The organism is Embleya sp. NPDC020630 (assembly GCF_044334985.1).
Taxonomy (GTDB): domain Bacteria; phylum Actinomycetota; class Actinomycetes; order Streptomycetales; family Streptomycetaceae; genus Embleya.
Genome location: NZ_JBIRUB010000009.1, coordinates 85,199 through 108,256 on the forward strand (window position 1 = coordinate 85,199; position 23,058 = coordinate 108,256).

The 23,058-nt window shown below is 72.2% G+C and carries 20 protein-coding genes and 2 pseudogenes; 11 read left to right on the forward strand and 11 right to left on the reverse strand.

What is annotated here, in order from left to right; translation table 11 throughout:
- Window positions 1-80 precede the first annotated feature (80 nt).
- Complete coding sequence (locus ACH4XV_RS28430; protein WP_395794591.1) at window positions 81-728, forward strand: TetR/AcrR family transcriptional regulator; 648 nt, start codon at window positions 81-83, stop codon at window positions 726-728.
- Window positions 729-742: 14 nt separating this feature from the next.
- Here ACH4XV_RS28430 and ACH4XV_RS28435 read toward each other — a convergent pair whose 3' ends face one another.
- Together ACH4XV_RS28435 and ACH4XV_RS28440 are read right to left on the reverse strand one after the other, a co-directional pair.
- Window positions 743-1,927 (reverse strand): GDSL-type esterase/lipase family protein, encoded by a 1,185-nt coding sequence (locus ACH4XV_RS28435; RefSeq protein ID WP_395794593.1) that lies wholly within the window; start codon window positions 1,925-1,927, stop codon window positions 743-745.
- A 41-nt stretch (window positions 1,928-1,968) separates the two neighbouring features.
- Window positions 1,969-2,541, reverse strand: coding sequence for a TetR/AcrR family transcriptional regulator (locus tag ACH4XV_RS28440; protein ID WP_395794595.1), 573 nt, complete (start codon window positions 2,539-2,541; stop codon window positions 1,969-1,971).
- Between the two features lie 406 nt (window positions 2,542-2,947).
- Between ACH4XV_RS28440 and ACH4XV_RS28445 the strand changes: the two genes are divergently transcribed.
- The gene (locus ACH4XV_RS28445; protein WP_395794597.1) at window positions 2,948-4,513 is read left to right on the forward strand and encodes an ABC transporter substrate-binding protein; all 1,566 of its coding nucleotides are present in this window, start codon (window positions 2,948-2,950) and stop codon (window positions 4,511-4,513) included.
- Window positions 4,514-4,627: 114 nt separating this feature from the next.
- On the opposite strand, the gene ACH4XV_RS28450 is transcribed toward ACH4XV_RS28445, so the two are convergent.
- Complete coding sequence (locus tag ACH4XV_RS28450; RefSeq protein WP_395794599.1) at window positions 4,628-5,398, reverse strand: class I SAM-dependent methyltransferase; 771 nt, start codon at window positions 5,396-5,398, stop codon at window positions 4,628-4,630.
- Window positions 5,399-5,465: 67 nt separating this feature from the next.
- Complete coding sequence (locus ACH4XV_RS28455; RefSeq protein ID WP_395794601.1) at window positions 5,466-6,083, reverse strand: Uma2 family endonuclease; 618 nt, start codon at window positions 6,081-6,083, stop codon at window positions 5,466-5,468.
- A gap of 95 nt (window positions 6,084-6,178) precedes the next feature.
- On the opposite strand from ACH4XV_RS28455, the gene ACH4XV_RS28460 reads away from it, so the two are divergent.
- Window positions 6,179-7,879: a DUF885 domain-containing protein gene (locus ACH4XV_RS28460; RefSeq protein WP_395794603.1), complete on the forward strand. Its 1,701-nt coding sequence runs from the start codon at window positions 6,179-6,181 to the stop codon at window positions 7,877-7,879.
- 80 nt (window positions 7,880-7,959) lie between these two features.
- On the opposite strand, the gene ACH4XV_RS28465 is transcribed toward ACH4XV_RS28460, so the two are convergent.
- Window positions 7,960-9,141 (reverse strand): cytochrome P450, encoded by a 1,182-nt coding sequence (locus ACH4XV_RS28465; RefSeq protein WP_395794605.1) that lies wholly within the window; start codon window positions 9,139-9,141, stop codon window positions 7,960-7,962.
- 308 nt (window positions 9,142-9,449) lie between these two features.
- A complete protein-coding gene (locus ACH4XV_RS28470; protein ID WP_395794607.1) occupies window positions 9,450-11,042 on the reverse strand; it encodes an amidase family protein in 1,593 nt (530 codons plus the stop codon).
- Window positions 11,043-11,240: 198 nt separating this feature from the next.
- On the opposite strand from ACH4XV_RS28470, the gene ACH4XV_RS28475 reads away from it, so the two are divergent.
- A complete protein-coding gene (locus ACH4XV_RS28475; RefSeq protein ID WP_395794609.1) occupies window positions 11,241-12,098 on the forward strand; it encodes an oxidoreductase in 858 nt (285 codons plus the stop codon).
- A gap of 36 nt (window positions 12,099-12,134) precedes the next feature.
- Here ACH4XV_RS28475 and ACH4XV_RS28480 read toward each other — a convergent pair whose 3' ends face one another.
- The gene (locus ACH4XV_RS28480; RefSeq protein ID WP_395794611.1) at window positions 12,135-12,686 is read right to left on the reverse strand and encodes a GNAT family N-acetyltransferase; all 552 of its coding nucleotides are present in this window, start codon (window positions 12,684-12,686) and stop codon (window positions 12,135-12,137) included.
- A 243-nt stretch (window positions 12,687-12,929) separates the two neighbouring features.
- Between ACH4XV_RS28480 and ACH4XV_RS28485 the strand changes: the two genes are divergently transcribed.
- Window positions 12,930-13,751: an alpha/beta fold hydrolase gene (locus ACH4XV_RS28485; protein WP_395794613.1), complete on the forward strand. Its 822-nt coding sequence runs from the start codon at window positions 12,930-12,932 to the stop codon at window positions 13,749-13,751.
- A gap of 23 nt (window positions 13,752-13,774) precedes the next feature.
- On the opposite strand, the gene ACH4XV_RS28490 is transcribed toward ACH4XV_RS28485, so the two are convergent.
- Window positions 13,775-14,194 (reverse strand): MerR family transcriptional regulator, encoded by a 420-nt coding sequence (locus ACH4XV_RS28490; RefSeq protein WP_395794615.1) that lies wholly within the window; start codon window positions 14,192-14,194, stop codon window positions 13,775-13,777.
- 103 nt (window positions 14,195-14,297) lie between these two features.
- On the opposite strand from ACH4XV_RS28490, the gene ACH4XV_RS28495 reads away from it, so the two are divergent.
- Window positions 14,298-15,038, forward strand: a complete 741-nt coding sequence (locus ACH4XV_RS28495; RefSeq protein ID WP_395794617.1) for an SDR family oxidoreductase — start codon at window positions 14,298-14,300, stop codon at window positions 15,036-15,038.
- 220 nt (window positions 15,039-15,258) lie between these two features.
- On the opposite strand, the gene ACH4XV_RS28500 is transcribed toward ACH4XV_RS28495, so the two are convergent.
- Window positions 15,259-16,311 carry a cytochrome P450 gene (locus ACH4XV_RS28500; protein ID WP_395794619.1) on the reverse strand — a complete coding sequence of 351 codons (1,053 nt, stop codon included), beginning with the start codon at window positions 16,309-16,311 and terminating at the stop codon, window positions 15,259-15,261.
- A 369-nt stretch (window positions 16,312-16,680) separates the two neighbouring features.
- Between ACH4XV_RS28500 and ACH4XV_RS28505 the strand changes: the two genes are divergently transcribed.
- Window positions 16,681-17,097: a nuclear transport factor 2 family protein gene (locus ACH4XV_RS28505; protein ID WP_395794621.1), complete on the forward strand. Its 417-nt coding sequence runs from the start codon at window positions 16,681-16,683 to the stop codon at window positions 17,095-17,097.
- On the opposite strand, the pseudogene ACH4XV_RS28510 reads toward ACH4XV_RS28505, so the two are convergent.
- Window positions 17,090-17,401, reverse strand: a pseudogene (locus ACH4XV_RS28510) (hypothetical protein); the annotation flags it as partial. The gene ACH4XV_RS28505 and the pseudogene ACH4XV_RS28510 overlap by 8 nt on opposite strands.
- 26 nt (window positions 17,402-17,427) lie before the next feature.
- Window positions 17,428-17,586: pseudogene (locus ACH4XV_RS28515) on the reverse strand (VOC family protein); the annotation flags it as partial.
- 439 nt (window positions 17,587-18,025) lie between these two features.
- On the opposite strand from ACH4XV_RS28515, the gene ACH4XV_RS28520 reads away from it, so the two are divergent.
- From ACH4XV_RS28520 to ACH4XV_RS28535, 4 genes are all read left to right on the forward strand, one after another.
- Window positions 18,026-18,970: an endonuclease/exonuclease/phosphatase family protein gene (locus ACH4XV_RS28520; RefSeq protein WP_395795061.1), complete on the forward strand. Its 945-nt coding sequence runs from the start codon at window positions 18,026-18,028 to the stop codon at window positions 18,968-18,970.
- A gap of 108 nt (window positions 18,971-19,078) precedes the next feature.
- Window positions 19,079-19,939, forward strand: coding sequence for a DUF1206 domain-containing protein (locus ACH4XV_RS28525; protein WP_395794623.1), 861 nt, complete (start codon window positions 19,079-19,081; stop codon window positions 19,937-19,939).
- Between the two features lie 181 nt (window positions 19,940-20,120).
- Window positions 20,121-22,445: a xanthine dehydrogenase subunit D gene (gene pucD / locus ACH4XV_RS28530; RefSeq protein ID WP_395794625.1), complete on the forward strand. Its 2,325-nt coding sequence runs from the start codon at window positions 20,121-20,123 to the stop codon at window positions 22,443-22,445.
- A gap of 81 nt (window positions 22,446-22,526) precedes the next feature.
- Window positions 22,527-23,030 (forward strand): nucleoside deaminase, encoded by a 504-nt coding sequence (locus tag ACH4XV_RS28535; protein WP_395794627.1) that lies wholly within the window; start codon window positions 22,527-22,529, stop codon window positions 23,028-23,030.
- The last annotated feature ends 28 nt before the right edge of the window (window positions 23,031-23,058 follow it).

The window sequence follows — 23,058 nt, forward strand, 5'->3', positions numbered from 1 at the left end:
TCCGGAAGGACGTTCAGGTTTGTGATAGCTTCTAACTGAAATGCGGGGATGTGGCTGCGTGTGCGAAAAGGTGGCGGGTCATGGCGGAAACCGAGGCGAACACCCCGCGTGAGCGCTACCGGACGCAGGTGCGGACGGAGATCAAGCAACACGCATGGGAGCAGATCGCCACGGCGGGTGCGTCCGCGCTCTCGCTCAACGCGATCGCCAAGCAGATGGGCATGAGCGGGCCCGCGCTCTACCGCTACTTCGCCGGCCGTGACGAGCTGATCACCGAGTTGATCCGGGACGCGTACCGCAGCATGGCCGACGCCGTCCGGGTCGCCTTCGAGAGCGGCGCCGACGTGGCCGCGACGGCGCGCGCCATGCGCCGGTGGGCGCTGGCGGATCCGCAGCGCTATCTGCTGATCTACGGCACGCCCGTCCCCGGCTACCACGCCCCCGACGACATCACCGCGATCTCCGCCGAGATCATGACCACTCTGCTCGACATGTGGAGTGCGCAACCGCCGGCCGAGCACGCCACGACCGCGTTGGAGGCGCACCTGGCGCGGCACCGGCGCTGGGCGGGCGAGCACCCCGCGCCGCCGGCCGTGCTGCACCGGGCCCTGATCTTCTGGACTCGGCTGCACGGCGTGCTGTCCCTGGAACTCGCCGGCCACTTCGTCGGCATGGAGTTCGACCCGGAGCTGCTGTTCGAGGCGGAAATCGCCGCATTGCAGGCGTAGCGGCGACGGCGAGGTCAACCGGCCCCGGCGGACAGGGGGCCTGCGGGGCCGAAGGCGAGGCGGGCGAACCGTTCGCCGATGCGCCGGTGGGCGGCCGGGTCCGGGTGCAGGTCGTCGGGCAGCGGGAGTTCGGCCTGGTCCGCCGCGCCGTACAGGTCGAGGCCGTCGAGGTGGTGCAGGTTCGGGTCGTCGGCGGCGCGCCGTGCGACGATCCGGGCCAGCTCGTCCCGGATCACGGTCAGGGTCAGCCGCCCGGCGGCGACCTGCGCACGATCGCCCGTGGCCACGAAGCGCAGGCGCCCCTCGCCGAACGCGGCCGGGTCCACGGCGCACGGCCCCGGGGTGTGCTCGTGGATGGCGCAGTGGATCGGCGAGACCACCAGCAGCGGGGTGTCGGGGTGTCCGTCGCGGATGGTGTCGAGGAATCCGTGCACGGCCGGGCCGAACGCCCGCAGCCGCATCAGGTCCGCGTTGACGATGTTGATGCCGATCTTGAGGCTGATCAGGTCCGCGGGGGTGTCGCGCATGGCGCGGGCGGTGAACGGGTCGAGCAGGGCGCCGCCGCCGAAGCCGAGGTTGATCAGCTCCACGCCGCCTCGGGCCGCGGCCAGGGCCGGCCAGGTCCCGGTCGGGGTGGTCGCGTTGGAGCCGTGGCTGATCGAACTGCCGTGATGCAGCCACACCTTGCGCCCGTGCGCCGGTGCCGCGTGGATGGGGGCGTCGCCGCGCAGAGCGACCAGCTGGGTGCTTTCGTCGTGCGGCAGCCAGATCTCGACGTGCTTGTCGTGGGTGGGCAGGTCGGTGAAGCGCAGGGTGCGCACCGGGCCGGGCCGGGTGTGTGCGGTTCCGCCGGCCGGGTCGATGGTGAGCGTGTCGCCGTCGGGCACGCTCGCCCGAGCGGTGAGGCTTCCGTCGACGAGGAGTTCGTACACGCCGTCCGGGCGCGGCGGGGCTCCGGGGTAGACACGCTTGCCGGCCACGACGTCCAGTTCGAGGACGGCGGCCCGGGTGCGCAGCGCCAGTCGTACGCCGGAGGGTTGGGACTCGGCCATGGCCAGTTGCCCGTCCGGGATCTGCCGGCGGGCGTGCGCGGGCAATCGGTGGGGCATCACGCCGCGTTCGGTGTGCTCCAGGTCGAGGGCGCCGCGCAGCAGGTCGGGCGTGATGGGGGTGGTGGTGTGGGCGTACGGGGTGTGCATGGGCTGGGTCTCTTCGTTCTGCGGAGGTGGCGGGGGAGGGGTCAGGAGGTGGTGGGCCAGGTGCGCAGCAGGCCGTCGAGCGCGTCGAGGATCGCGGTCCAGCTCTGTTGCGAGTCGGGGGAGCTGTGCTCGAAGCCGCCGGCGGACTCCAGGTCTACGAAGCCGGCGAAGACGCTGCCCAGCAGCCGGACGGCGTGCGTTTGGTGCGGTTCGGCCAGGTCGTATCCGCGCAGCAGCGCGCGCATCATCCGCGCGTGCCGGACGCCGGCGCCGGTGGCGGCCGGCTCCGGGTCGAGCCGGTATCGCGCGGCGGCGAAGCGGCCCGGGTGGGCGAGGGCGTAGTCGCGGTAGACGTTCGCGAAGGCGGTCAGCGCGTCCTTGCCCGCGCGTCCGGCGATCGCGGCGCAGGCCCGGTCGGCGAGTTCCTCCAGCGCGAGCAGCGCGATGCGGGTCCTGAGGTCGTGGGCGTTGGCGACATGCGAGTACAGGCTCGCGGTCCGCACGCCGAGTCGCCGGGCCAACTCCGCGGGCGTCGCCTGCGTGAATCCGATCTCGTCGGCCAGCTCGGCTCCGGCTCGCACCACGTTTTCGGTGGTCAACCCCACGCGCGCCATGCCCGGCCTCCTCATCCACTCTCGGATTCACCTGAATGAATTATGTGCATGCCTAATGTATTTAGGCAAATGGCATGCCTGGTTGGACCGAGTGGGCTCTCGGTGCGGAGGCGCGCGGCGGATGGCGTGAAGACTGCCCGGCATCGTGGCGTCTCGGGTTGGCGATTCGGACGGATTCGGTGATCGCTCTTCGTCCGCGGCGACGATTCGAGGTGTTCGGGCGCTGCCTACCCTGAGCGTCCACTGCGGCAGTCGCGCCGTTCTCCGAGGAGGTATCCAGCATGGGACGATCCGATGCGGTCGGGTCCGGTGTCCGGACGGTGGATCCGAACATTCGTACGTCGATCGCCGCCGCATCGGGGGGCGAAGGGCGTACGCGCTCCGCCGTTCCCGCCGGTGGTGCACGATGAGAGGCGCCGCGCGGGCGGCGGCCGGCGCGGTGGCCGTGGGGATGCTCGCCACCGGATGCGGCGGCACCGGAGCGTCGAGCGCGGGCGGGAGCGACACGATCACGATCGGTATCTCCGAGGACCCCGCCAACCTGTCTCCGCTCACCTCGCTGTCCAAGATCACCTCGCTGATGACGCGGTTCTCCTACGACGCGCTGGTCAACACCACGGTCGACGGGCAGATCGTCTCCGGCGTGGCCGAGAAGTGGGAGTCCGATCCGCTGTCGGCCACGTTCACCCTGCGGCGCGACGTGCGGTGCGGCGACGGCCGGATGTTGACCGCGTCCGCCGTCGCGGCGCAGTACAACTACATCGCCGACCCGAAGAACACCTCACCGCTGTACGGCCTGGCCGTGACGCCGGGAACGGTCGCCACCGCGGACGACGCCACCAACACGCTCGTCCTGCGCACCCCCGAACCCACCCCGTTCCTGCTGCGCGGCGCCTCGCAACTGCCGCTGGTGTGCCCCTCGGCGCTCGCGGCGCCCGACTCGCTCAACCACGCCACCGACGGCACCGGCCCCTACCGGCTCGTCGAGGCTGCGACCGGTGACCACTTCACCTACACCAAGCGGCCCGAATACGTCTGGGGGCCGGGCGGCGCGAACTCCACCGAACTGCCCGAGCGGCTGGTGTTCAAGGTCGTCGCCAACCCCTCGACCAGGGCCAACCTGCTGCTGGGCAAGCAGCTCGACATCGCCTCCGTGACCGGCGCCGACCGGGTCCGGCTGACCGCGGCGGGGCTGAAGTACCGCGTCCAGCGCGACCCGTACGGGATGTTCCTGTACAACGAGGCGCCCGATCACGTCACCGCCGATCCCGCGGTGCGCTGGGCGCTGACCGCCGCGCTCGACCTCAAGCAGCTGGGGGCGGTGGCCACCGGCGGCAAGGGCTCGGCGCCGACCCGGGTCGCGGTCACCATGCTGCCGACCTGCCCGGCGGACGCGGTGAGCGCCAACATCCCGCCGCACGACCCGGCGCGCGCGGCGGCCGCGCTGCGCGGGGCCGGGTGGACCAAGTCGGGCGGGCACTGGACCAAGGACGGCAGGCAACTGTCCATCGTGCTGCCCTACTCGGCGACGGCCGGTTCGGAACTGCTGTCCGCGGTGGAGCTGGCGGTCGACCAGTGGCGCTCGTTCGGGGTCAAGGTCAACCGTCGGCCGCTCACCGCCGGGATCACGGGAGAGGTGCTGGCCTCCGGGCAGTGGGACATCTCCTGGACGCCGATCACGCTGACCCAGCACGACCAGCTCGTGCCCTTCTTCAGCGGCGCCAAGGCGCCCGACGGGCTCAACTTCGGCGGCGTCGACAACCCCGAGTACCAGCGCCGGGTGGGCCTGGCCATGAGCAAGCCGGACGTCGCCGGCTGCGACGAATGGACGGCGGCCGAGGCCGAGTTGGTCAAGCGGGTCGACGTGATGACGTTCGCGGACATGCTGACCCCGTACTTCGCCACGCGCGGCACCACATTCGCCATCGACGGCGGCGGAATCGACCCGATGTCCTTGCGCCGGTCCCGCTGAGACGCGCGGAGGTGTGTGCTCGGCGGCGCCCGCACCTCCGCACAACCACGCGACGGGACGCCGCATCCGGGCGGCGGCCCATCGTCCTCGAACCGCCCTCAGCAGTCCGGCAGTTCACCCACTCGTGCGAGCGAACACCGCGATGTCGTAGCGTTCTTGCACCGGTCGGGGCGCGTCCTCGGGTTCGGCGGCGGCGTCGATCGCCAGCCGGCGCAGGCCCTCGTCGTACTCGGCGTCGGTCAGGCGGGTGAACTTCGATTGTGGTCGGGTGGTCATCCGTGCGTGGAATTCGTGCAGGCTCGCGGTGACCGGCTGCGCGAGGGAGTCGATCTCCCGGAGCGCGAACCCGCAGGCGGCGAAGTCGGCCACGACCTCCTCCCGTCCGGGGAACCGCCGTTCGTCGCTGTCCCGAAGGCGGGGCCAGTAGTGGTAGACGAGTGCGTCCAGGCGCTCGCGAAAGGTCGTACGGATCACCACGACACCGTCGGGCCGCAGGACGCGCGCCAACTCGCGGGCACAGGCGCGACGATCCGGCAGGTGGTGCACGACGCGCGAGAGCAGGGCCAAGTCGAACAGCCCCCCGCGCGTGGGCACCGCGTCGGCGCTGCCGGCGACGTAGCGCACCCGGGGATGGGCGTTGTACCGCAGGGCCTCGCCGAGCATGGCCACCGAGGGATCGACCCCGACCACGCGCGACGCGTGCCCCCACTCGGCCAACGCCGCACAGAACATCCCGGTCCCCGCCCCGATCTCGACCACCACCGGCCCCGGCCGAGGCGCAAACGCCCCGATCACCTCCGCCCAAACCCGCAGCGCCTCCGCGGGCATCTCGTTCCCGACCTGATAAACCCCGGCCAACCGCGCATCGTCATAAACCCGTCCCATCCCAGGATCCTCCCCACCCACCCACCCCCCGACAAGCCCCCGGGGCGGTCAGCGCGGACGGCGGGGGTCAGAGGAGGTCCTTCATGAACTCCGTGGGCCAGGCGGCGGAGAAGGGTTTGGGGAGCCAGACGGGTTCACCGACGTGGAAGACGGTCGGAGCCGGGTAGGTGCCGTGGATCGCGTCGCGGAAGAGCAGCACCTCGGCCCTGCGGCGGTCGACGACCAGGTACAGCGGGATGCCGCTCGCGGCGTACTGGCGTGGTTTGGCCGCCGGGTCGTCACGGTCGAGGTCCTCGCGTCGGGTGGAATTCGACGTCACCTCCACCAGCATCAGGATCCCGGCGGGGGACATGGCCTTGCCGGCTCGGACCAGGACGCGGCGGGACGGGTCGAACACGACCAGGTCGGGGGTGCGCTCGGACGCGCCGAACTCCACCGAGGTGTTTTCCCGCAGCGCCCGCTCGGCGGCGCCGTCGCGCGGCAGGGAGGCGAGGAAGGAGCGCAGGTTGTCCAGGATGTCCCCGTGCGCCGCGCCCGGAGGGGGCCGCATCACGATGCCGCGCGGTGTGGTCTCGAACCTCAACGGCGCCGCCAACGTGGCGAGTTCGGGTGCTTCTCGTACGTGGTCGAGAATGCGACGGGCGACGAAGGCGACGTAGTCGGGGTCGTGGGTGGTGGGGCGCATGTTCGGGCTTTCGCGGGGGTGTTCGGGTGGGGGTTGGGGTGGATGGTGGGGGAACCCGGGTGACGTGGGGGTTGTCGGCGTATGAGGATGGGGGTATGTCAGTCAACAGTGTTCCGCTTCCGCGTCAGGTTGCCGACTCCTATGTCGACGAACTCGTTGTGCTCGATCCCGTGATGGGGACGTTTCTCGGTGTTGCGGAGTGTTCCGGGCGGTTGCCCGATCTGTCTCCCGAGGGGCAGGAGGCGCGGGCCGCGTTGGCTCGCGACACGCTTGCCGCGCTCGCCGAGGCCGAGCGGCGGGATGGGGCGGAGGTGGCGGTCGAGCGGCGGTGTGCGCGGCTGTTGCGTGAGCGGTTGACGGCCGAGTTGGCCGTGCACGAGAGCGGGGAGGGGCTGCGGACCGTCGGGAACATGGGCACGCCGATGCACTTCGTGCGTGAGGTGTTCACCGTGACGCCCGCGGAGACGGACGCGGACTGGGCCGCGATCGTCGAGCGGCTGCGTGCGGTCTCGCACGCGCTTTCGGGCTACCGCGAGTCGCTGGAGCTGGGCCTGGAGCGCAAGTTGTACGCGGCGCCCCGCCCGACCGGGGCGTGTGTCGCCCAGCTCGGCGAGTGGGCCGACACCGACGGCAACGGGCGCGGCTGGTTCGAGGACTTCGCCGCCGCCGGCCCGCAGGCCCTGCGCGCCGAACTCGACGAGGCCGCACGCGCGGCGACCGCCGCCGTGGTGGAGCTGCGCGACTGGATGCGCGACGTGTACGCCCCCGCCGTCGCCGACGCCCCCGAGGTCGTCGGGCGCGAGCGGTACGCCGTGTGGTCGCGGTACTTCAACGGCGCCGACCTCGACCTGGACGAGGCCTACGCCTACGGCTGGTCGGAGTACCACCGCCTCCTCGGCGAGATGCGCCATGAGGCGGAGAAGGTCCTGCCCGGCGCCGCGACGCCGTGGGTGGCGCTCGCGCACCTGGACGAGCACGGTACGCACATCGAGGGCGTCGACGAGGTGCGGGCCTGGCTTCAGGCCCTGATGGACGAGGCGATCGAGCACCTCGACGGCACCCACTTCGACCTCGCCGAGCGGGTGCGCCGGGTCGAGTCGTGCATCGCCCCGCCGGGAAGCGCCGCCGCGCCGTACTACACCCAGCCGTCCGAGGACTTCAGCCGCCCCGGCCGGACCTGGCTGCCGACGATGGGCCGCGACCGGTTCCCGGTCTACAACCTCGTGTCGACCTGGTACCACGAGGGTGTCCCCGGCCACCACCTCCAGCTCGCCCAGTGGGCGCACATCGCCGGCGACCTGTCCCGCTACCAGGCCACCGTCGGGGTGGTCAGCGCCAACGCCGAGGGCTGGGCGCTGTACGCGGAACGCCTCATGGACGAACTGGGCTTCCTCACCGACGCCGAGCGCCGCCTGGGCTACCTCGACGCGCAGATGATGCGCGCCGCGCGGGTGATCGTCGACATCGGCATGCACCTGGAACTGGAGATCCCGGCCGACTCGCCGTTCCATCCCGGGGAGCGCTGGACCCCGGACCTGGCGCAGGAGTTCTTCGGCGCGAACAGCGGCCTCCCCGACGCCTTCGTGGACAGCGAGTTGACCCGCTACCTGACCATGCCCGGCCAGGCGATCGGCTACAAGCTCGGCGAACGCGCGTGGTTGCTGGGCCGGGAGAACGCCCGGCGGGCGCAGGGCGCGGCGTTCGACCTGAAGGCGTGGCACATGAGCGCGCTGTCGCAGGGGTCGCTGGGTCTGGACGACCTGACCGACGAACTCTCCGCGATTCCCGCGCCGTAGCCCGGACCCGCCCGCGGATCCCGACCGGATCGGCTGTACCGGTCGGGATCCGCGGTGGGCGGGCCGTGCGGTGCGACGGGCTAAGCGGCGACGAGCGGGAGGGTGTGCAGGCCGCGCAGGATGTTGTGGACCCGTCGCGTGGGCGCCCGGTCGGGCGCGGCGGCGAGGGTGTGGAAGCGGTCGCCCAGGGCGGTGAGCACCGCGTCGAGTTCGAGGACGGCCAGGTGGTTGCCGGCGCACTGGTGCACGCCGAGGCCGAGTGCGAGGTGGTCGCGGCTGTCGGGGCGGGTGATGTCGAACGTGTCGGCGCTCGGGCCCCATTTGGCCCGGTCGCGGCCCGCCGAGCCGTAGAGCAGGAGGAGTTGGTCGCCGGCCGACACGACGGTGTCGCCGATCCGGATGTCGCGGGTGGCGCGGCGGCCGAACCACTGGATCGGGGCCTCCATCCGCAGCGCCTCGGCGAAGACCGCGTCGCCCGGGACGGCGCGCTCGCGGACCAGGCGCCACTGCGCGGGGTGTGCGGCCAGCAGGTGCAGGGCGGTGCCGACGGCGTGGATGGTGGTGTCCATGCCGGCGACGGTGTAGGAGAGCATCAGCGGGACGGCCTGGGATTCGTCGATGTCGCCCCGGTCGGCCGCGGCGTGGATCGCGCCGAGCCAACTGTCCGGCGCCACCCGCCCGCGCGCGGCGAAGCGGTCGAGGTAGGCGAACATCTCCTCGGCGCGCGGGAACGCGGCCCGGGTACGTGCGATATCGGGGCCGAAGGTGTCGAACGTCGCGTCGGCGAGGTCGAGCAGCCGGGCGCGGTCCCGGTCGGGTAAGCCCATCAGGCGCATGACCGTGCCGGAGACGAACGGCGCGGCCAGGTCGGCCACGCCGTCGAAGACCTCGCCGCGCGGGAGCGCGTCGACCAGTGCGCGGGCGTGCGCGTACATGCCGGCGGTGAGGGATTTCAGCGCCCTGGGGGCGAGTTGGCGCGAGAGCACCCGGCGCAGGCGCGCGTGGGCGGCGCCGTCGGTGCCCACCACGGTGTCGGTCAGGACCCGCTCGTTGACCTGCTCGGTCAGGGCCAGGGCCCGTTCGCTGGAGTAGCCGATCGGATCGCGCAGCGCGTCGGCGACGGCCGCGTGGCGCGGCAGGGCCCAGACGGCATGCGCGTCGAGCCGTACGGCGGGGCCGAGTTCGCGCAGTCGGGCGTAGGTCGGGTAGGGGTCGGCGAGGACGGCGTCGTCGAAGAGATCGATTCCGGAGGAGACGTGCACGATGGCCCCTTTCGTCGCGAGGCCGGAGCCCGCGTGTGGTGCGACCGCCGCCGACGGTGATCGGAAGGCAGGGCGGCCATGATCGGCCGAGCCCGGACCCCGGTCAAGGGCGCACGGACGCACGAACGGCGCAGCCGGGCGCCCCATGCGGACCCGGCCCCTCCGGGGGGTCCGGGTCCGCATGGGGCGCCCGGCTGCTTCGGTGCCGCCGATCGGCGCGACGCCGCCTTGCGGCGGCGGGAGTTCGGGTGGGGCGAGCCGACGGGCCCAGCCGGGAACGGAGGTTCGGGCGGGCCCGTCGGTGGGCGTCAGGAGCCGATGGTCGGCAGGTACCGCGGGGCGCGCCAGGCGTGGAGGTGGTGCTCGATCGAGGCGCCCAGGGACAGGAGTTCGCCGTCGCGCAGGTTGCCGGTCATCAGGAGCAGGCCGATCGGGAGTTCGCCGACGGCGCCCGCCGGTACCGACATCGACGGGTATCCGGACACGGCGGCGGGAGTCGAGGACGGGATCACATCGTTGTCGCCGCGCGCACAATCGGTGGTCCAGGCGGGCGGGTTGGTCGGCGAGGCGATGGCGTCGAGCCGTTCGGCGGCCAGCGTCTCGTCGATCGAGCGGCGGGCCAGGTCCGTCAACTCGGCGCGCATCGCCCGGTATCGCGGGTCGGTGGTGGGCGGCGCGACCAGGGCCTGTTCGAACAGCTCCTGGCCGGCGAAGCAGGTCTGCTCGGCCGGGTGGGTGCGGTTGAACTCGATCAGCGCGGCGAGATCGCGCGGGCCCTCGCGGGTGGCCAGGTAGGCGTCGATGTCGCGGTGGAACTCGCTGAGCAGGGCCGGGAATTCCAGTTCGCCGATGCGCTCCTGGTAGGGGAGTTTCACCTCGATCACCTCGGCGCCCGCCGCGCGCAGGCGCGCCGCGGTGCGGGTCATCAGGGCGTCCACGTCCGGGCCGAGCGTGGGCAGGCGCCACAGCCCGATGCGCTTGCCGCGCAGCCCGTCGGGTCGGGCGGAGGCGGCGGTGAGGTCGAACGGGTCGGCCGGGCGCGGTATCCGGCCCTCGGCGAGCACCGCCAGGGTCAGCGCGGCGTCGGTGACGTTGCGGGCCATGGGTCCGGCGGTGTCCTGCTCGGCGGAGATCGGCACCACGCCGGATCGGCTGACCACGCCCAGGCTGGGTTTGACGCCGACCACGCCGTTCGCCCCGGAGGGGCACACGATCGAACCGTCGGTTTCGGTGCCGATCGCCACCTGCGCCAACGACGCGGCGAGCGCGGCGCCGGAACCGGCCGACGAGCCGCAGGGGTTGCGGTCCAGGACGAACGGGTTGCGGGTCTGGCCGCCCACCGCCGACCAGCCGGAAGTGGGCCTGGCGCCACGGAAGTTGGCCCATTCGGACAGGTTGGTCTTGCCCAGGATCACCGCCCCCGCGGCGCGCAGCCGGCTCACCAGTACCGCGTCGGCGTCGGGCGGGCTGCCGGCCAGTGCCGTCGAGCCGGCGGTGGTCGGCAGGTCGCGGGTGTTCACGTTGTCCTTGAGCAGGACGGGGATACCGTCGAGCGGACCCCGGCTCTGCCCGCGCCGATGCCGGGCGTCACTGGCGGCGGCTTGGCGCAGCGCGGTCGGGTCGGTGCGCAACACCGCCTTGATCGTGGGATCGACGGTCTTGATCCGCCACAGGTAGGCGCCGGTGAGCGCGGTCGAGGTCAACGATCCGCGTGCCATGCGGGTTTGTAATTCCGGGATGGTCACGGTGTCGAGATCGATGCCCAGCCTCGGCGGCGTGCCCGCGGCCGACGGTGTGCCGTTCGGACCGGCGGCGGCGTCCGCGTGGGCACCCGGCGCGCCGGCGAACAGGCAGCCGGCGACCAGGGCGCCGACCAGTGGGGTGACTCGTCTCTTCGTCATGGGAAAGACCATGGGAGCCATCGCACTACACGGCCGATGTCCGACACAAGCACCGCCGGTGTCGCCGGGACGAGGTCGTCGGGGGGATTTGGTGGTGCTTCGAGAGGATTGGTTCCGGGGGCGGGGGGACGAATGGGGCCGATGGGAGCCCTGCGGCAAACATCGGCAAGTGGTTGCCAGGCCGTTAGGGTGTCGCCCGTGATCACACAGCGATGGACATGGGGCGGCGATACGAGCGTCGCCAGGATCGGCTACGGGGCGATGCGGTTGACCGGGTGGCCGCAGGGCGAACCACCCGCCAGGGAAACGGCGTTGGCCATTTTGCGGCGGGCCGTGGAGCTGGGCGTGAACCACATCGACACCTCCAACTACTACGCGCGCGACAAGATCGCGGCCAACGAGCTGATCCGGGAGGCGCTGCACCCCTACCCCGACGACCTGGTGATCGTGACCAAGGTGGGCGCACTGGTCGAAGGTGCGGACGTGGCGCGGCCGGCGGCGCACAAGACCGGACTCACGCCGGACAACCTGCGCCGCGGCGTCGAGGCGAACCTGCGCTCGCTCGGCGTGGACCGCCTGGACGTGGTGAACCTGCGGATGGGCGACCTCGACCGGAGCCTGACCCCCCTGGCCGGGCCCCTGGAAACCCTGCTCGCGCTGCGCGAGGAGGGCCTGATCCGGCACCTGGGCGTCTCCAACGTCACCGCCGCCGAGTTCGCCCAGGCCCGGACGATCGCGCCGATCGTGTGCGTCCAGAACCTGTACAACCTGTCCCGGCGCGAGGACGACGCACTGGTCGACGCCTGCGCGGCGGCGGGCATCGCCTACGTCCCGTACTTCCCCGTCGGCGGCTTCCAACCACTGGCGGCCGCCCGCCTGGACGCGGTGGCCGCGCGCCACGGGGCGAGCGTGTCGCAGGTGGCGCTCGCATGGCTGTTGGCCCGCTCGCCCAACATCCTGCTCATCCCCGGGACCGGCTCGCTCGCCCACCTGGAGGAGAACATCGCCGCCGGCGCGTTGCGGCTGACCGAACGGGACCTGGCCGAACTGGGTTGAGCCGGCCCCGGGTCAAGGACGGCGCGGCGGCGGCGCCTACGGGTCGGAGCGGGTCAGCGCGTACAGCACGACGTCGACCCGGCCGCCGTGCAGGCGGCCGGCGTTGCGCAGGATGCCCTCCCGGTGCAGGCCCGCCCTGACGGCCGTCTTGCGCGCGGGGATGTTCCCGACGGCGGCTCGCAGTTCGAGGCGTTCGAAGCCCTGCTCGATCAGCAGCCAGTGCCCGAGCGCGCGGGTGGCCCGGGCGGCGATCCCACGTCCGCGAGCCCACGGGGCGACCCAATGGCGCACCTCGGTGACCAGGTCGTCCCAGTCGGTGCGGCGCAGCCCGACCGCGCCGAGCAGTCGGTCGTCGGCCGGGTCCGCGATCACGAAGTGGATGCCGTCGCCCGACTCGCGCCGGGTGTGCGCCGTCTTCGTACACCAGTCGACGGCCGCCTGTGGCGAGTACGGGCGCGGCAGCGGTATCCAGCGTTGGATCACCTCGTCCGCACAGGCGGTTCGGGTGTCCTCGACATCGCCGGCGGTGAACGGTCGCAGAGTGATCGGGCCCGCGGGCAGGACCCGTTCGGGAAAGACGTCGCTCACGGACAGGATTCGCCCCCTCGTCTCGAGTCGCACGATTGTGTCGCCCCGACCGGGCACGGCGTAAGGGCCCCGCGCGGAATTCACCCGCTGCGCCCAATTCCCAGTCCCCGCCGGAGCGGCGCGGATGACAGTGTTGCTCCGTGCGGGGGACGCCGGCGTCCGGGAAGGCCGGACGCGCGTTCGCGGGTTACCGAGACGCCGAACGGCGGATCCTCCCCACGGCCCGAGCAAGGAGAAAGCGGCATGCCACACGTACGGTTGAACGGCGCGGATCTGTACTACGAGGTCACGGGCGAGGGCGACCCGCTCGTCCTGGTCCACGGCTCCTGGACCGACCACACCGGCTGGGGGCCGATCCTCCCGGCGCTCGCCGCCTCCTACCGCGTGCTCGTGTACGACCGCCGGGGCCACAGCCGCAGTACCGGCGGGACCGGACCGGGCAGCCGCTTGCAGGACGAGGACGACCTCGCGGCGCTGCTCGAACGGCTCGACCTGGGACCGGCGCACGTCGTCGGCAACTCCTTCGGCGCCTCCACGGCCCTCGGACTGGGCGCGCGCCGACCCGAGTTGTTCCGCAGCCTGGTCGCGCACGAGCCGCCGCTGTTCGCGACCGTGGCGAACGACCCGCAACTCGGCCCGCTGATGCGCGTGGCCCAGGATCGGATCGACGCGGTGGTCGAGCGGCTGAGCGCGGGCGACGACCGGGGCGGGGCGCACCTGTTCGTCGAGGAGGTCGCGCTCGGGCCGGGGATGTGGGAGCGGCTGCCCGAGCGGGCACGCGAGACCTTCGTCGGCAACGCGGGCACGTTCCTCGACGAGCTGAACGATCCGCACTGGGACGAAATCGACGTCACCGGCCTGTCCGCGCTCACCGTTCCCGTGCTGCTGAGCTATGGCACGACCAGCCCGCCGTGGTACGCGAAGATCGTCGGCGGCCTCGCCGAAGCGATCGCACACGCGCGGATCCGCACACTGGACGGCGCCGGACACGTTCCCCACACGACCCACCCGGAGCTGTACGTCGCCACCGTGACGGGTTTCCTGGCCGATGTGACGGCGGGCTGACCCGCACGGCGCCGGCCGCGAGCTCAGCCTCGGCGGCCGAGCCCGGCGCCGAGGCCGAGCTCGCGGCCGGCCTGCTCGGAGGGCACGCCCTCCGAAGCCGTGTCGATCACCTCGTCGAGGACGTCGCGAGAGCGCAGCAGATCGGTGATCATCGTGTCGATCCGCTCGCGCTCCGCGGTGAGGTTGACCAGCAGTACCGGCGTGGCTCTCTCGTTCGCACGGCCGTCGGTGTCCCGGATGCAGGGCAGCAGTTCGGCGATCTTGCGGCTGTGCAGGCCGGCGGCGTAGAGGGTCTGGATGCGGATCACCCGGTCGACCGCCCACTCGCCGTACTCCCGTTGGCCGCCGGGGGTGCGTTCGGCGCGCAGCAGGCCCTGGGCCTCGTAATAGCGCAGGGAGCGCTCGCTCACCCCGCTGCGCCGGGCCAGTTCGCCGATCCGCATGTCCGCACCTCGCCGTGAACGACCGCTTGAACCTGACACTGATGTCAACTCCTACTGTGCCGGCACGACGAACACAGCGTCCACGCAGGAGGAGGAGACGACGATGGGTGACCTGACCGGCAGGGTGGCACTGGTGACCGGCGGCAGCCGAGGCATCGGCGCGGCGATCGCGAAGCGGTTGGCGGGCGAGGGGGCGGCGGTCGCGGTGACCTACGTCGAGGCGGCCGACCGGGCGCGCGCGGTGGTCGAGGAGATCAAGGCGGCCGGAGGGCGGGCCGTGGCCGTACGGGCGGACCTGACCGAGCCCGACGCCGCGGCCGAGGCGGTCGAGCGCACGGTCGCGGAACTGGGCCGCATCGACATCCTGGTGAACAACGCGGGCTTCCTCACCTACGGCCCGCTCACCGAGGTCTGTGACACGGAACTGGACCGGGTGCTCGCGGTGGACATCCGCTCCGTGTTCACCGCGGCACGGGCCGCGGCCCGGCACATGGGCGAGGGCGGGCGGATCATCGGCATCGGATCGTGCTTCAACGGGCGGGTCCCCGGGGCGAACTTCGTGCTCCAGGCGACGGCGAAGTCGGCGCTGCTCGGGCTGACCAAGGGCCTGGCCCGGGAGTTGGGTCCGCGCGGGATCACGGCCACCCTCGTGGACCCGGGCCCGATCGACACCGACATGAACCCCGCCGACGGCGACAGCGCCGACTTCCAACGATCCCTCACCGCCCTCGGCCGCTACGGCCAAGCCGAGGACATCGCCGCCGCGGTGGCCTATCTGGCGGGCCCGGGCGGTCGATACATCACCGGCACCACCCTCGCGGTGGACGGCGGATACACCACCTGAGGCCGCGTCGTTCCCGTCCGCGAGACAACGGGGGCGGACGGGGACGCGTCGCCCGGCCGGGCCCGAACGGGCTCCGGCGGGATGAACGGCCCGCACGGCGTGGGTACTTCCGCCGTGCGGGCCGCTCGGGTCGGGCGCGGTCAGCGCCACGGGTCCTTCGGGTTCCAGATCAGCGGCGGCGTGTTGGTGAGAATGCGCCGGATGACGGCCATCATGGTGGTCACCTCCTCTTCGAAGCGGGCGAACTGGTGGGGGACTTGGTGGTGCGGCTCAGGGTGAACGGGCGCGGCGCGGCGGCGTTGGTCACGACCGGCCGCGCCGCACCGCCGACGACGCTCAGGCGGGCGTCGTCGGCCAGCGCCGCCACCGTGTCGGTGGCCATGGTCTGGGCGATGACGGCGCCGCCGCACACGAACGGGCCCGTGCTGAACGGCAGATACGGGCCGCACGCCTGCGGTTCGGCCCAGCGTTCGGGCCGGAAGAGATCGGGCCGACTCCAGCGCCGTTCGTCGTGATGCAGGAGGTAGGGGCTGACCGACAGGATCGTGCCGGGCGGCAGCGCCACACCACCGAACTCGACCGCGTGCGGCGTCGGGCGGCCCACCATCCAGACGAAGGGACGATGCCGCGCGGCCTCGCGCACGATCCACTCGGCGGGCCACGGCCACGGCTCGCCCGGCACGCCGTGCAGACCGGCCAGCAGCACGCTCCAGGCCACGGCGTAGCCGACGTTGCCCACGATCGACCGGTACAGCAGCAGGTACAGCTCGGCCACGACCGGGTCCCGCGTCTCCTCGGGACAACCGCCGATGACGGCGTCGAGCAGATCGCGCGGCTCGCCCGGATCCACGCCGCGTGCCCGGCGTCGCGCGATGTCCCGGGTCAGCGCCGCGAACAGCCTCGGGCGCAGCAGCTCCGTGCGTACCCGGCCGCGGATGGTGGGCGAGCGGATCAGCAGACCGGCGCCGACGGATCGCGCCAGCAGGAGCCGCAGTTCGGGGGGCGACGTCGAATGCAGCAGCAGGTCGGCCAGACATCGATATACCAGCGCGGGGCCGGCCTCGGGCCACCGTGCGCTCGTGGGGAGTTCGGCCACCGCCTCGGCCAAGTTCCGCCGATAGTCGGGTAATCGCGGTCGGATGGTGTTGCGTATCGTGTGGCCGAGCGCGATCTGGGCGGATCGCGAGGGCAACAGGTCGCCATAGAAGGTGGACAGCCCTGCGTTGAATTCCGGATCGCGCAGCACCACCAGGGCCAGGTCCGAGTCGCCCACGCACCAACCGCCCCAGGGCAGTGGGAAGACATCCGTGGCACGAGCGCGGGACAGTCCGTCGAGAAATCCCAACGGATCCCGGTGGAACCGACGCAGATCTCCCCTACCCATCGAGCGGTCTCCCCCTCCGGCAGGCGGCTGTCGGCCACGGCGGACGCACACGCCCGCCCGCCCCGCGACAGGACCGGCGACCTCACGTCAGTATCGGCCGCCCCCGGCCGCCGAACAAGGCGGCAATCCAGCCGAATCGCCCCCGCGGCACCGGTACCGCAGGGGTGAGAGGTCGCGAGAATCGAGGTCTCGGCGGGCCGCGTTGTGATGAGGTGGGCGGTATCCGCGTCCGCGATGTTCACGTCCAAGGAGGTTGTGGTGTCCGCAACGCCGCAGGAGGTATTCGGTAGGTACATCCACGCGGGAACCGTGACCCGCGATGCCGACGCCCTCGCCGAGTGCTTCACCGAGGACGGCGTCTTCGAGGCCCCGCTCGTCCCCGCCGACGCGGCCTTCCCCCGGCGACTGGTGGGCCGGGCGCGGATCCGCAGCGCGATGGCGGCCCACTACGAGCAGCAGGCGAAGACCGACCGGCCCGCGCCCAACTTCGAGAAGTCCGGCTACGTCCTGCACATCACCTCCGACCCCGACGTCTTCATCGCCGAGATCGACTCGGTCTTCGACGGCGAGGACGGCGAGGCGGACACGGCGGTGTGCCTGGTCCAGATCTTCCGCGTCCGGGACGGCAGGATCGCCCGGCTGCGCGACTACTTCACCCCGGCCCTGGTCGAGTGAGCCCCGCCGCCCCGATCGCGCCCGCCGGTTCGGCGCCCGCCGTGCCGTAGCCGTCGGCGACGGCCGGGAGGCGGGACCCGGCGTACGCGGTGTCCTGGTTGGTGGGGCGGACCAGGCCGGTGTCGGACAGTGCGGCGTAGCGAATGCCCAGGGGTCGGGCGGGTGCGGTCATGGCTGAATCCCTCCGGGACAGGTGCTCGAGTTGTTGCGGCGCGTACAGGCGGTATCCCGTCACCGGTTCCACGCGCGCCGGTTGCCCGGCCCCACCGATGGTGTGGCCTGCCCCAGGGGGAAGGTCAACCAAGGGCCGCCGAGTGTCGACGTGCGACGTCAGCGGGCGAATTTCGCGATGGCGGCCGCGGTAACGGGGGTGAAGAAGTTGACGAGGTTGCCATCGGGGTCGCGGAACATCAGCGCGCGGTTGCCCCACGGCATGGTGGCGGGCTCGTTGACGAAGTCGGTCACGACGCCGGTCAGGTTCCGGTGGACGGCCGAGCGGATCCGCGCCCGGCTCCCCGCGGTGTTCGCGATCGTCGCGGAGGCGTCCCCTCCGGGCGGGGCCGATCCGGACGCCGGGCCCTGGTGCCGGGTGGAGCTTCGTGCGGAACGACTCGACTGGGTGCCGGCCCTGCCGGCGTCCCTGAACCGGCCGTTCGTGGTCGAGCGACCGGACGAACTCCGGGCTCTTCGGTACCGGCGTTCGCCGAGCGGCTGCGCGATCGGCGCGGCGCGGCACGTCGGCGGGGTGAGCGGTCGCATTCCCGGGGGCGGGGAGGGCCGACGTGTGGGGCGGTGTCGGCCGTGGCGTGCGGGTGAAACGGTGGGGTGTGTCCGGGGATTCGGCGGGACGCGGAGGCGGATCGCGCGGAGACTGGGTGCGGCCGGGCGTACGCGCGGCATGCCGGACAGCAGGAGGTGCCCCATGCGGGTGACGTTGGCGACGTGGAACCTCGAGAACCTGTTCCTGCCGGGGGAACAGGACGGCCCGAAGACGCAAGCCGAGTTCGACGCGAAGCTGGATTCGCTCGCGGCCACGATCGATCGGCTGAACCCGGACCTGCTCGGGGTACAGGAGGTCGGCAACCCGGACGCGCTGCACGACCTGGTCGGCCGCCTGGACGGGACGTGGCACACCGAGTTGTCCGCGCACCCGGACGGCCGGCGGATCCGGGTGGGGTTCCTCAGCCGACACCCGCTCACGGTGACCGCCGATGTCACCGCCTTCCCCAGCCAGTTCACCCCGCTGCAGACCGCGGACACCGGCGCGCCGCTGAACGCGATGGGCCGCGGCGGGCTCGCGGTCACCCTGGAACCGGTGCCCGGCCGGACCCTGCACGCGGCGGTGTGCCACCTGAAGTCGAAGCTGCTGACCTATCCGGGCAATCGGCACAGCCCGAAGAACGAGGGTGAACGTGCCCGCTACGCCGCGTACGCGCTGTGGCGGCGTGGCGCCGAGGCGACCACGATGCGTGCCCTGGCGGACGAACTCCTCGGGGGCGACGGTCGCACCCGCGACGTGATCGTGATGGGCGACCTCAACGACACCCCGCTCGCCGCGACCACGCAGATCCTGTACGGCCCGCCCGGCTCGCAGATCGGCACCGGCGGATTCGAACATCCGGACAAGGCCGACGCGGCGCGGTTGTGGAACCTCGGCCTGAAGATCCCCGTGGAGCAGCGGGTCTCCCGTGTCTTCGAGGGCCAGGGCGAACTGATCGACCACCTCCTGGTCAGCCACCAACTGCTGCAACGCCTCGAGGAGGTGTTCACCGGCGCCGACGGCCCGCTGCCGTCGATCAACGCGCAGCCCGTCGAACGCCAGGGCGCGGCCGGCTCCGACCACGCCCCGGTGGCCGCGCATCTGACCTTCTGAAGCCGCAGCGCCGCGGCGCCGCGAGATCGACCCGTCGCGGGCCGGGCGGCATCGAACGCCGGCATCGGGGCAGGCGCGAGGAGACGGACAGAGAAGGGTCTCTTCGCGATGAGGACAACGACGACCGGACTACGAAACACCGCCGTGGGACGTTCCGCGGCGGGCGGTACCGCGATGGCCGCAGCAGGGCGCGCGGGATTCGTGGCGCGAGGCGTGGTGTACCTCCTGGTCGGCGTCCTGGCCCTGCGGATCGCCGTCGGCGATTCCGGCCGGCAGGCCGATCGGGGCGGTGCGGTGCAGGAGTTGGCCCGGCAGCCGTTCGGCGGCTTCCTGGTGTGGGCACTGGGGATCGGCCTGGCCTGCATGGCGTTGTGGCGGCTGTCCGAGGCGGTGTTCGGCGCGGCGGGGCCCGGCGGGCGCGACGCCTCCACGCGGCTCGCTTCGCTGGCCCGATTCGGGTTCTACGCGTTCGTCGCCGCCTCGGTGATCGCGTTGGCCGCCGGGCGCAAGAACGGCCCCGGCGGCTCGGGCGGCTCCGAGGAGGGTGCCTCCGACAAGCAGTCCAAGGGCGCCACCGCCGAGGCGCTGGATCTGCCCGCCGGCCGCTGGCTGGTGGCCGCGGCGGGGCTCGTGGTGGTCGTCGCCGGGGTCTGGATCGCGGTACGGGCACTGCTGCGCAAGTATCGCGACCACCTCGAACTCGGGCGCATGTCGACCCGCACCGAGCGGGTGGTCGACACGCTCGGCGTCGCCGGCGGGGTCAGCCGCGGCGCCGTGTTCACCGCGGCCGGGGTGTTCGTCCTGGTCGCGGCGGCCAAGTTCGACCCGGACAAGGCCAAGGGCCTCGACGACACGCTGCGCACCTTCGCCGACACGGCGGCGGGTCCGCCTCTGCTCGGGGTGGTCGCGGTCGGGCTGATGTTGTTCGGGGCGTTCTCGTTCGCCATGGCACGGTGGCGAAAGGTATGACACTTCGGGTGCTCCCGGGCCTCGAATCCCGGGAGCGGCGTCGGCGGCGCCGGTCTTTTGTAGGAGTCTACGGAGAGCCGGTCCCGGACCCCGGGCGATTTCGGGTCTTCGACCGCTGACCGGGCCCGCCGGAGGTGCTGTGTACTCCTCACACAGGTATCCGGACAGTGGAGGCTCCCCGATGGTCGTGCCGACCGCACCCGCGCGCAGCCCGCAGGACCTCGACGAGGCGATCACCGGCGGGATCGGCGACAGCCCGCCGCGGCCGGACGGCACGCTCAAGGTGCGCGGGGAGTTCGCCTACTCCTCCGATCTGTGGGCGGAGGACATGCTGTGGGGCGCCACGCTGCGCAGCCCGCACCCCCATGCGCGGATCGTCTCGATCGACATCGGCCCGGCACTCGCTCACCCGGGCGTGTACGCGGTGCTGACCCACGAGGACGTGCCCGGCGAGAACGTCTACGGCCTCAAGGTCGCCGACACGCCGGCGCTCGCCGAGGACGTCGTGCGCTACCAGGGCGAGCCGATCGCGCTGGTGGCCGCCGACCACCCGGAGACGGCGCGGCGCGCGCTGGAGAAGATCGTGGTCGACTACCAGGTGTTCCAGCCGATCACCGACCCCGAACGGGCCGCGCACGACGACACGTTGCCCACCCTGCACCCCGGCGGCAACGTGGTGCGCCACCAGCCGATCACCCGGGGCGACCCGAACGCCCGGGCCGACGTCGTGGTCTCGGACGTGTACACCGTGGGCATGCAGGACCAGGCCTTCCTCGGACCCGAATCCGGCCTGGCCGTCCCGGACGGGGACGGCGGCGTCGACCTGTTCCTGGCCACGCAGTGGCTGCACGTGGACCAGCGGCAGACCGCGCGGGCACTCGGACTCCCGTTGGCGAAGGTGCGGTTCACCATGTCCGGGGTCGGCGGCGCCTTCGGGGGCCGCGAGGACCTGTCCATGCAGATCCACTGCTGCATGCTGGCGCTGCGCACCGGCCGCCCGGTGAAGATGGTCTACCACCGCGAGGAGTCCTTCTTCGGCCACGTGCACCGGCACCCGGCGAAGATGTACTACGAGCACGGTGCGGCCAGGGACGGCAGGCTCGTCTACGTCAAGGCGCGGATGTACTTCGACGGCGGCGCGTACGCCTCCAAGACCCCGGTCGTGGTCGGCAACGCCACCTCGCTCGGCGTCGGGCCGTACGAGGTGCCCAACGTCGTGATCGAGGGGTGGGGGCTGTACACCAACAACCCGCCGTGCGGCGCGATGCGCGGCCTCGGCGCGGTACAGCCCGCCTTCGCCTACGAGTCGCAGATGGACAAGCTCGCGAAGGCGTTGGGCATGGACCCGGTGCGGCTGCGCCGGATCAACGCGATCGCCGAGGGCTCGACCATGCCCACCGGGCAGGTACTGGACTACCCGGCCCCGGTCGCCGAGTTGTTGGAACGCCTGGAACGCCTGCCCCTGCCGCCGGAGCACCGCGCCGGGCCGGTGGACGTACGGGAGTTGCCGGGCGGCGGATCCAACACCACACACGGCGAGGGCGTCGTGCGCGGTGTCGGCTACAGCGTGATCATCAAGAACATCTCCTACGCGGAGGGCGCCGACGACTACTCCACGGCGCGGGTACGCCTCGAGGTCGTCGGCGGCGTCCCGATCGCGATGGTGCACACCGCGGCGGCCGAGGTCGGGCAGGGCCTGGTCACCGTGCAGCAGCAGATCGCGCGCAGCGAACTCGGCGTGGAGCGGGTGAACATCCACCCCAACGACACCGACGTCGGCGACGCGGGGTCCAGCTCGGCGTCCCGGCAGACCTACATCACCGGCGGCGCGGTCCGGGACGCGTGTCGGGCGGTGCGCGAGGTGCTCTTCGCGCGCGTCGCCCCGCGGTTCGGCGAGGACCCCGCCGACCTGTCGCTGAGCGGTGGCAAGGTCGTCTCCGCGAGCACCGGCGTCCTGGCCGATCTGGTCGACGTGCTCGGCGACGACACGATCGAGCAGACCCGGGAGTTCCACCACCGGCCGACGTGGGCGATGGACCCGGTGAGCGGGGAGAGCCCCCGGGTGCATGTGCAACACGCCTTCTCCGCACACCGGGCGGTGGTGGACGTGGACACCGAACTGGGCCTGGTCAAGGTCGTGCGCCTGGACTGCGCGCAGGACGTCGGCAGGGCGGTCAACCCGGACGCCGTCGTCGGGCAGATCCACGGCGGCTCCGCACAGGGACTCGGGCTCGCGGTGATGGAGGAGATCCTGGTGCGGGACGGCCGGGTGCGCAATCCGTCGTTCACCGACTACCTGATCCCGACCATCGTGGACATGCCGCCGATGACGGTGGACGTGATCGAGCGGGCCGACCCGAACGCGCCGTACGGGGTGCGCGGTGTCGGCGAGCCGCCGACGATTTCCGCCACCCCGGCGATCGTGAACGCCATCCGTGACGCGACGGGGCTGAACCTGACGCACACCCCGGTCGGGCCGGAGCACATCTGCCGCATCGAGCCGTGACGACCGCGCCCAGCCGGCGCGTCCCCGTACATCCAGGTGCAGTCCGCATCTCGATTCTTCGCACCCACGAATGGAGTCACCGTGACCGCGCATGCCCAGGAAACGCCCGCCCGAGAGCGCGAACGCGCCTGGATGGACGAGGCGATCAGGCTCGCCACCACCAGCGTGAGCGGCGGGGGCGGTCCGTTCGGCGCGCTCGTCGCCAAGGCCGACAAGCTGATCGCGGTCGGGCACAACCGGGTCACCGCGACGCTGGACCCGACCGCGCACGCCGAGGTGAGCGCGATACGGGCCGCCTGCCGGGAGTTGCGCACCTTCTCGCTCGACGGCTGTGTCCTGATCACCTCGTGCGAACCCTGTCCGATGTGCCTGTCCTCCGCGCTGTGGGCGCGCGTCGACCGGATCCTCTACTGCGCCGACCGGCACGACGCCGCGGTCGCCGGATTCGACGACCGCAAGTTCTACGACCTCTTCGAGAAGAAGCCGAGGTCGATGTGGCCGACCCGGGTCGAGCAATTGGAACTGCCCCACCGCACCGCGCCGTTCGACGCATGGCTGGCCAAATCCGACCGCGTCGACTACTGACCCGGCGCGCCGTCGCCCCGCGGCGAAT

Coding starts and splice junctions, on each gene's coding strand:
- ACH4XV_RS28460 (WP_395794603.1), top strand. CDS start 6,179: ATGTCAGTCAACAGTGTTCCGCTTCCGCGTCAGGTTGCCGACTCCTAT.
- ACH4XV_RS28485 (WP_395794613.1), top strand. CDS start 12,930: ATGCCACACGTACGGTTGAACGGCGCGGATCTGTACTACGAGGTCACG.
- ACH4XV_RS28495 (WP_395794617.1), top strand. CDS start 14,298: ATGGGTGACCTGACCGGCAGGGTGGCACTGGTGACCGGCGGCAGCCGA.
- ACH4XV_RS28445 (WP_395794597.1), top strand. CDS start 2,948: ATGAGAGGCGCCGCGCGGGCGGCGGCCGGCGCGGTGGCCGTGGGGATG.
- ACH4XV_RS28525 (WP_395794623.1), top strand. CDS start 19,079: ATGAGGACAACGACGACCGGACTACGAAACACCGCCGTGGGACGTTCC.
- ACH4XV_RS28470 (WP_395794607.1), bottom strand. CDS start 11,042: ATGACGAAGAGACGAGTCACCCCACTGGTCGGCGCCCTGGTCGCCGGC.
- pucD (WP_395794625.1), top strand. CDS start 20,121: ATGGTCGTGCCGACCGCACCCGCGCGCAGCCCGCAGGACCTCGACGAG.
- ACH4XV_RS28435 (WP_395794593.1), bottom strand. CDS start 1,927: ATGCACACCCCGTACGCCCACACCACCACCCCCATCACGCCCGACCTG.
- ACH4XV_RS28490 (WP_395794615.1), bottom strand. CDS start 14,194: ATGCGGATCGGCGAACTGGCCCGGCGCAGCGGGGTGAGCGAGCGCTCC.
- ACH4XV_RS28455 (WP_395794601.1), bottom strand. CDS start 6,083: ATGCGCCCCACCACCCACGACCCCGACTACGTCGCCTTCGTCGCCCGT.
- ACH4XV_RS28430 (WP_395794591.1), top strand. CDS start 81: ATGGCGGAAACCGAGGCGAACACCCCGCGTGAGCGCTACCGGACGCAG.
- ACH4XV_RS28440 (WP_395794595.1), bottom strand. CDS start 2,541: ATGGCGCGCGTGGGGTTGACCACCGAAAACGTGGTGCGAGCCGGAGCC.
- ACH4XV_RS28450 (WP_395794599.1), bottom strand. CDS start 5,398: ATGGGACGGGTTTATGACGATGCGCGGTTGGCCGGGGTTTATCAGGTC.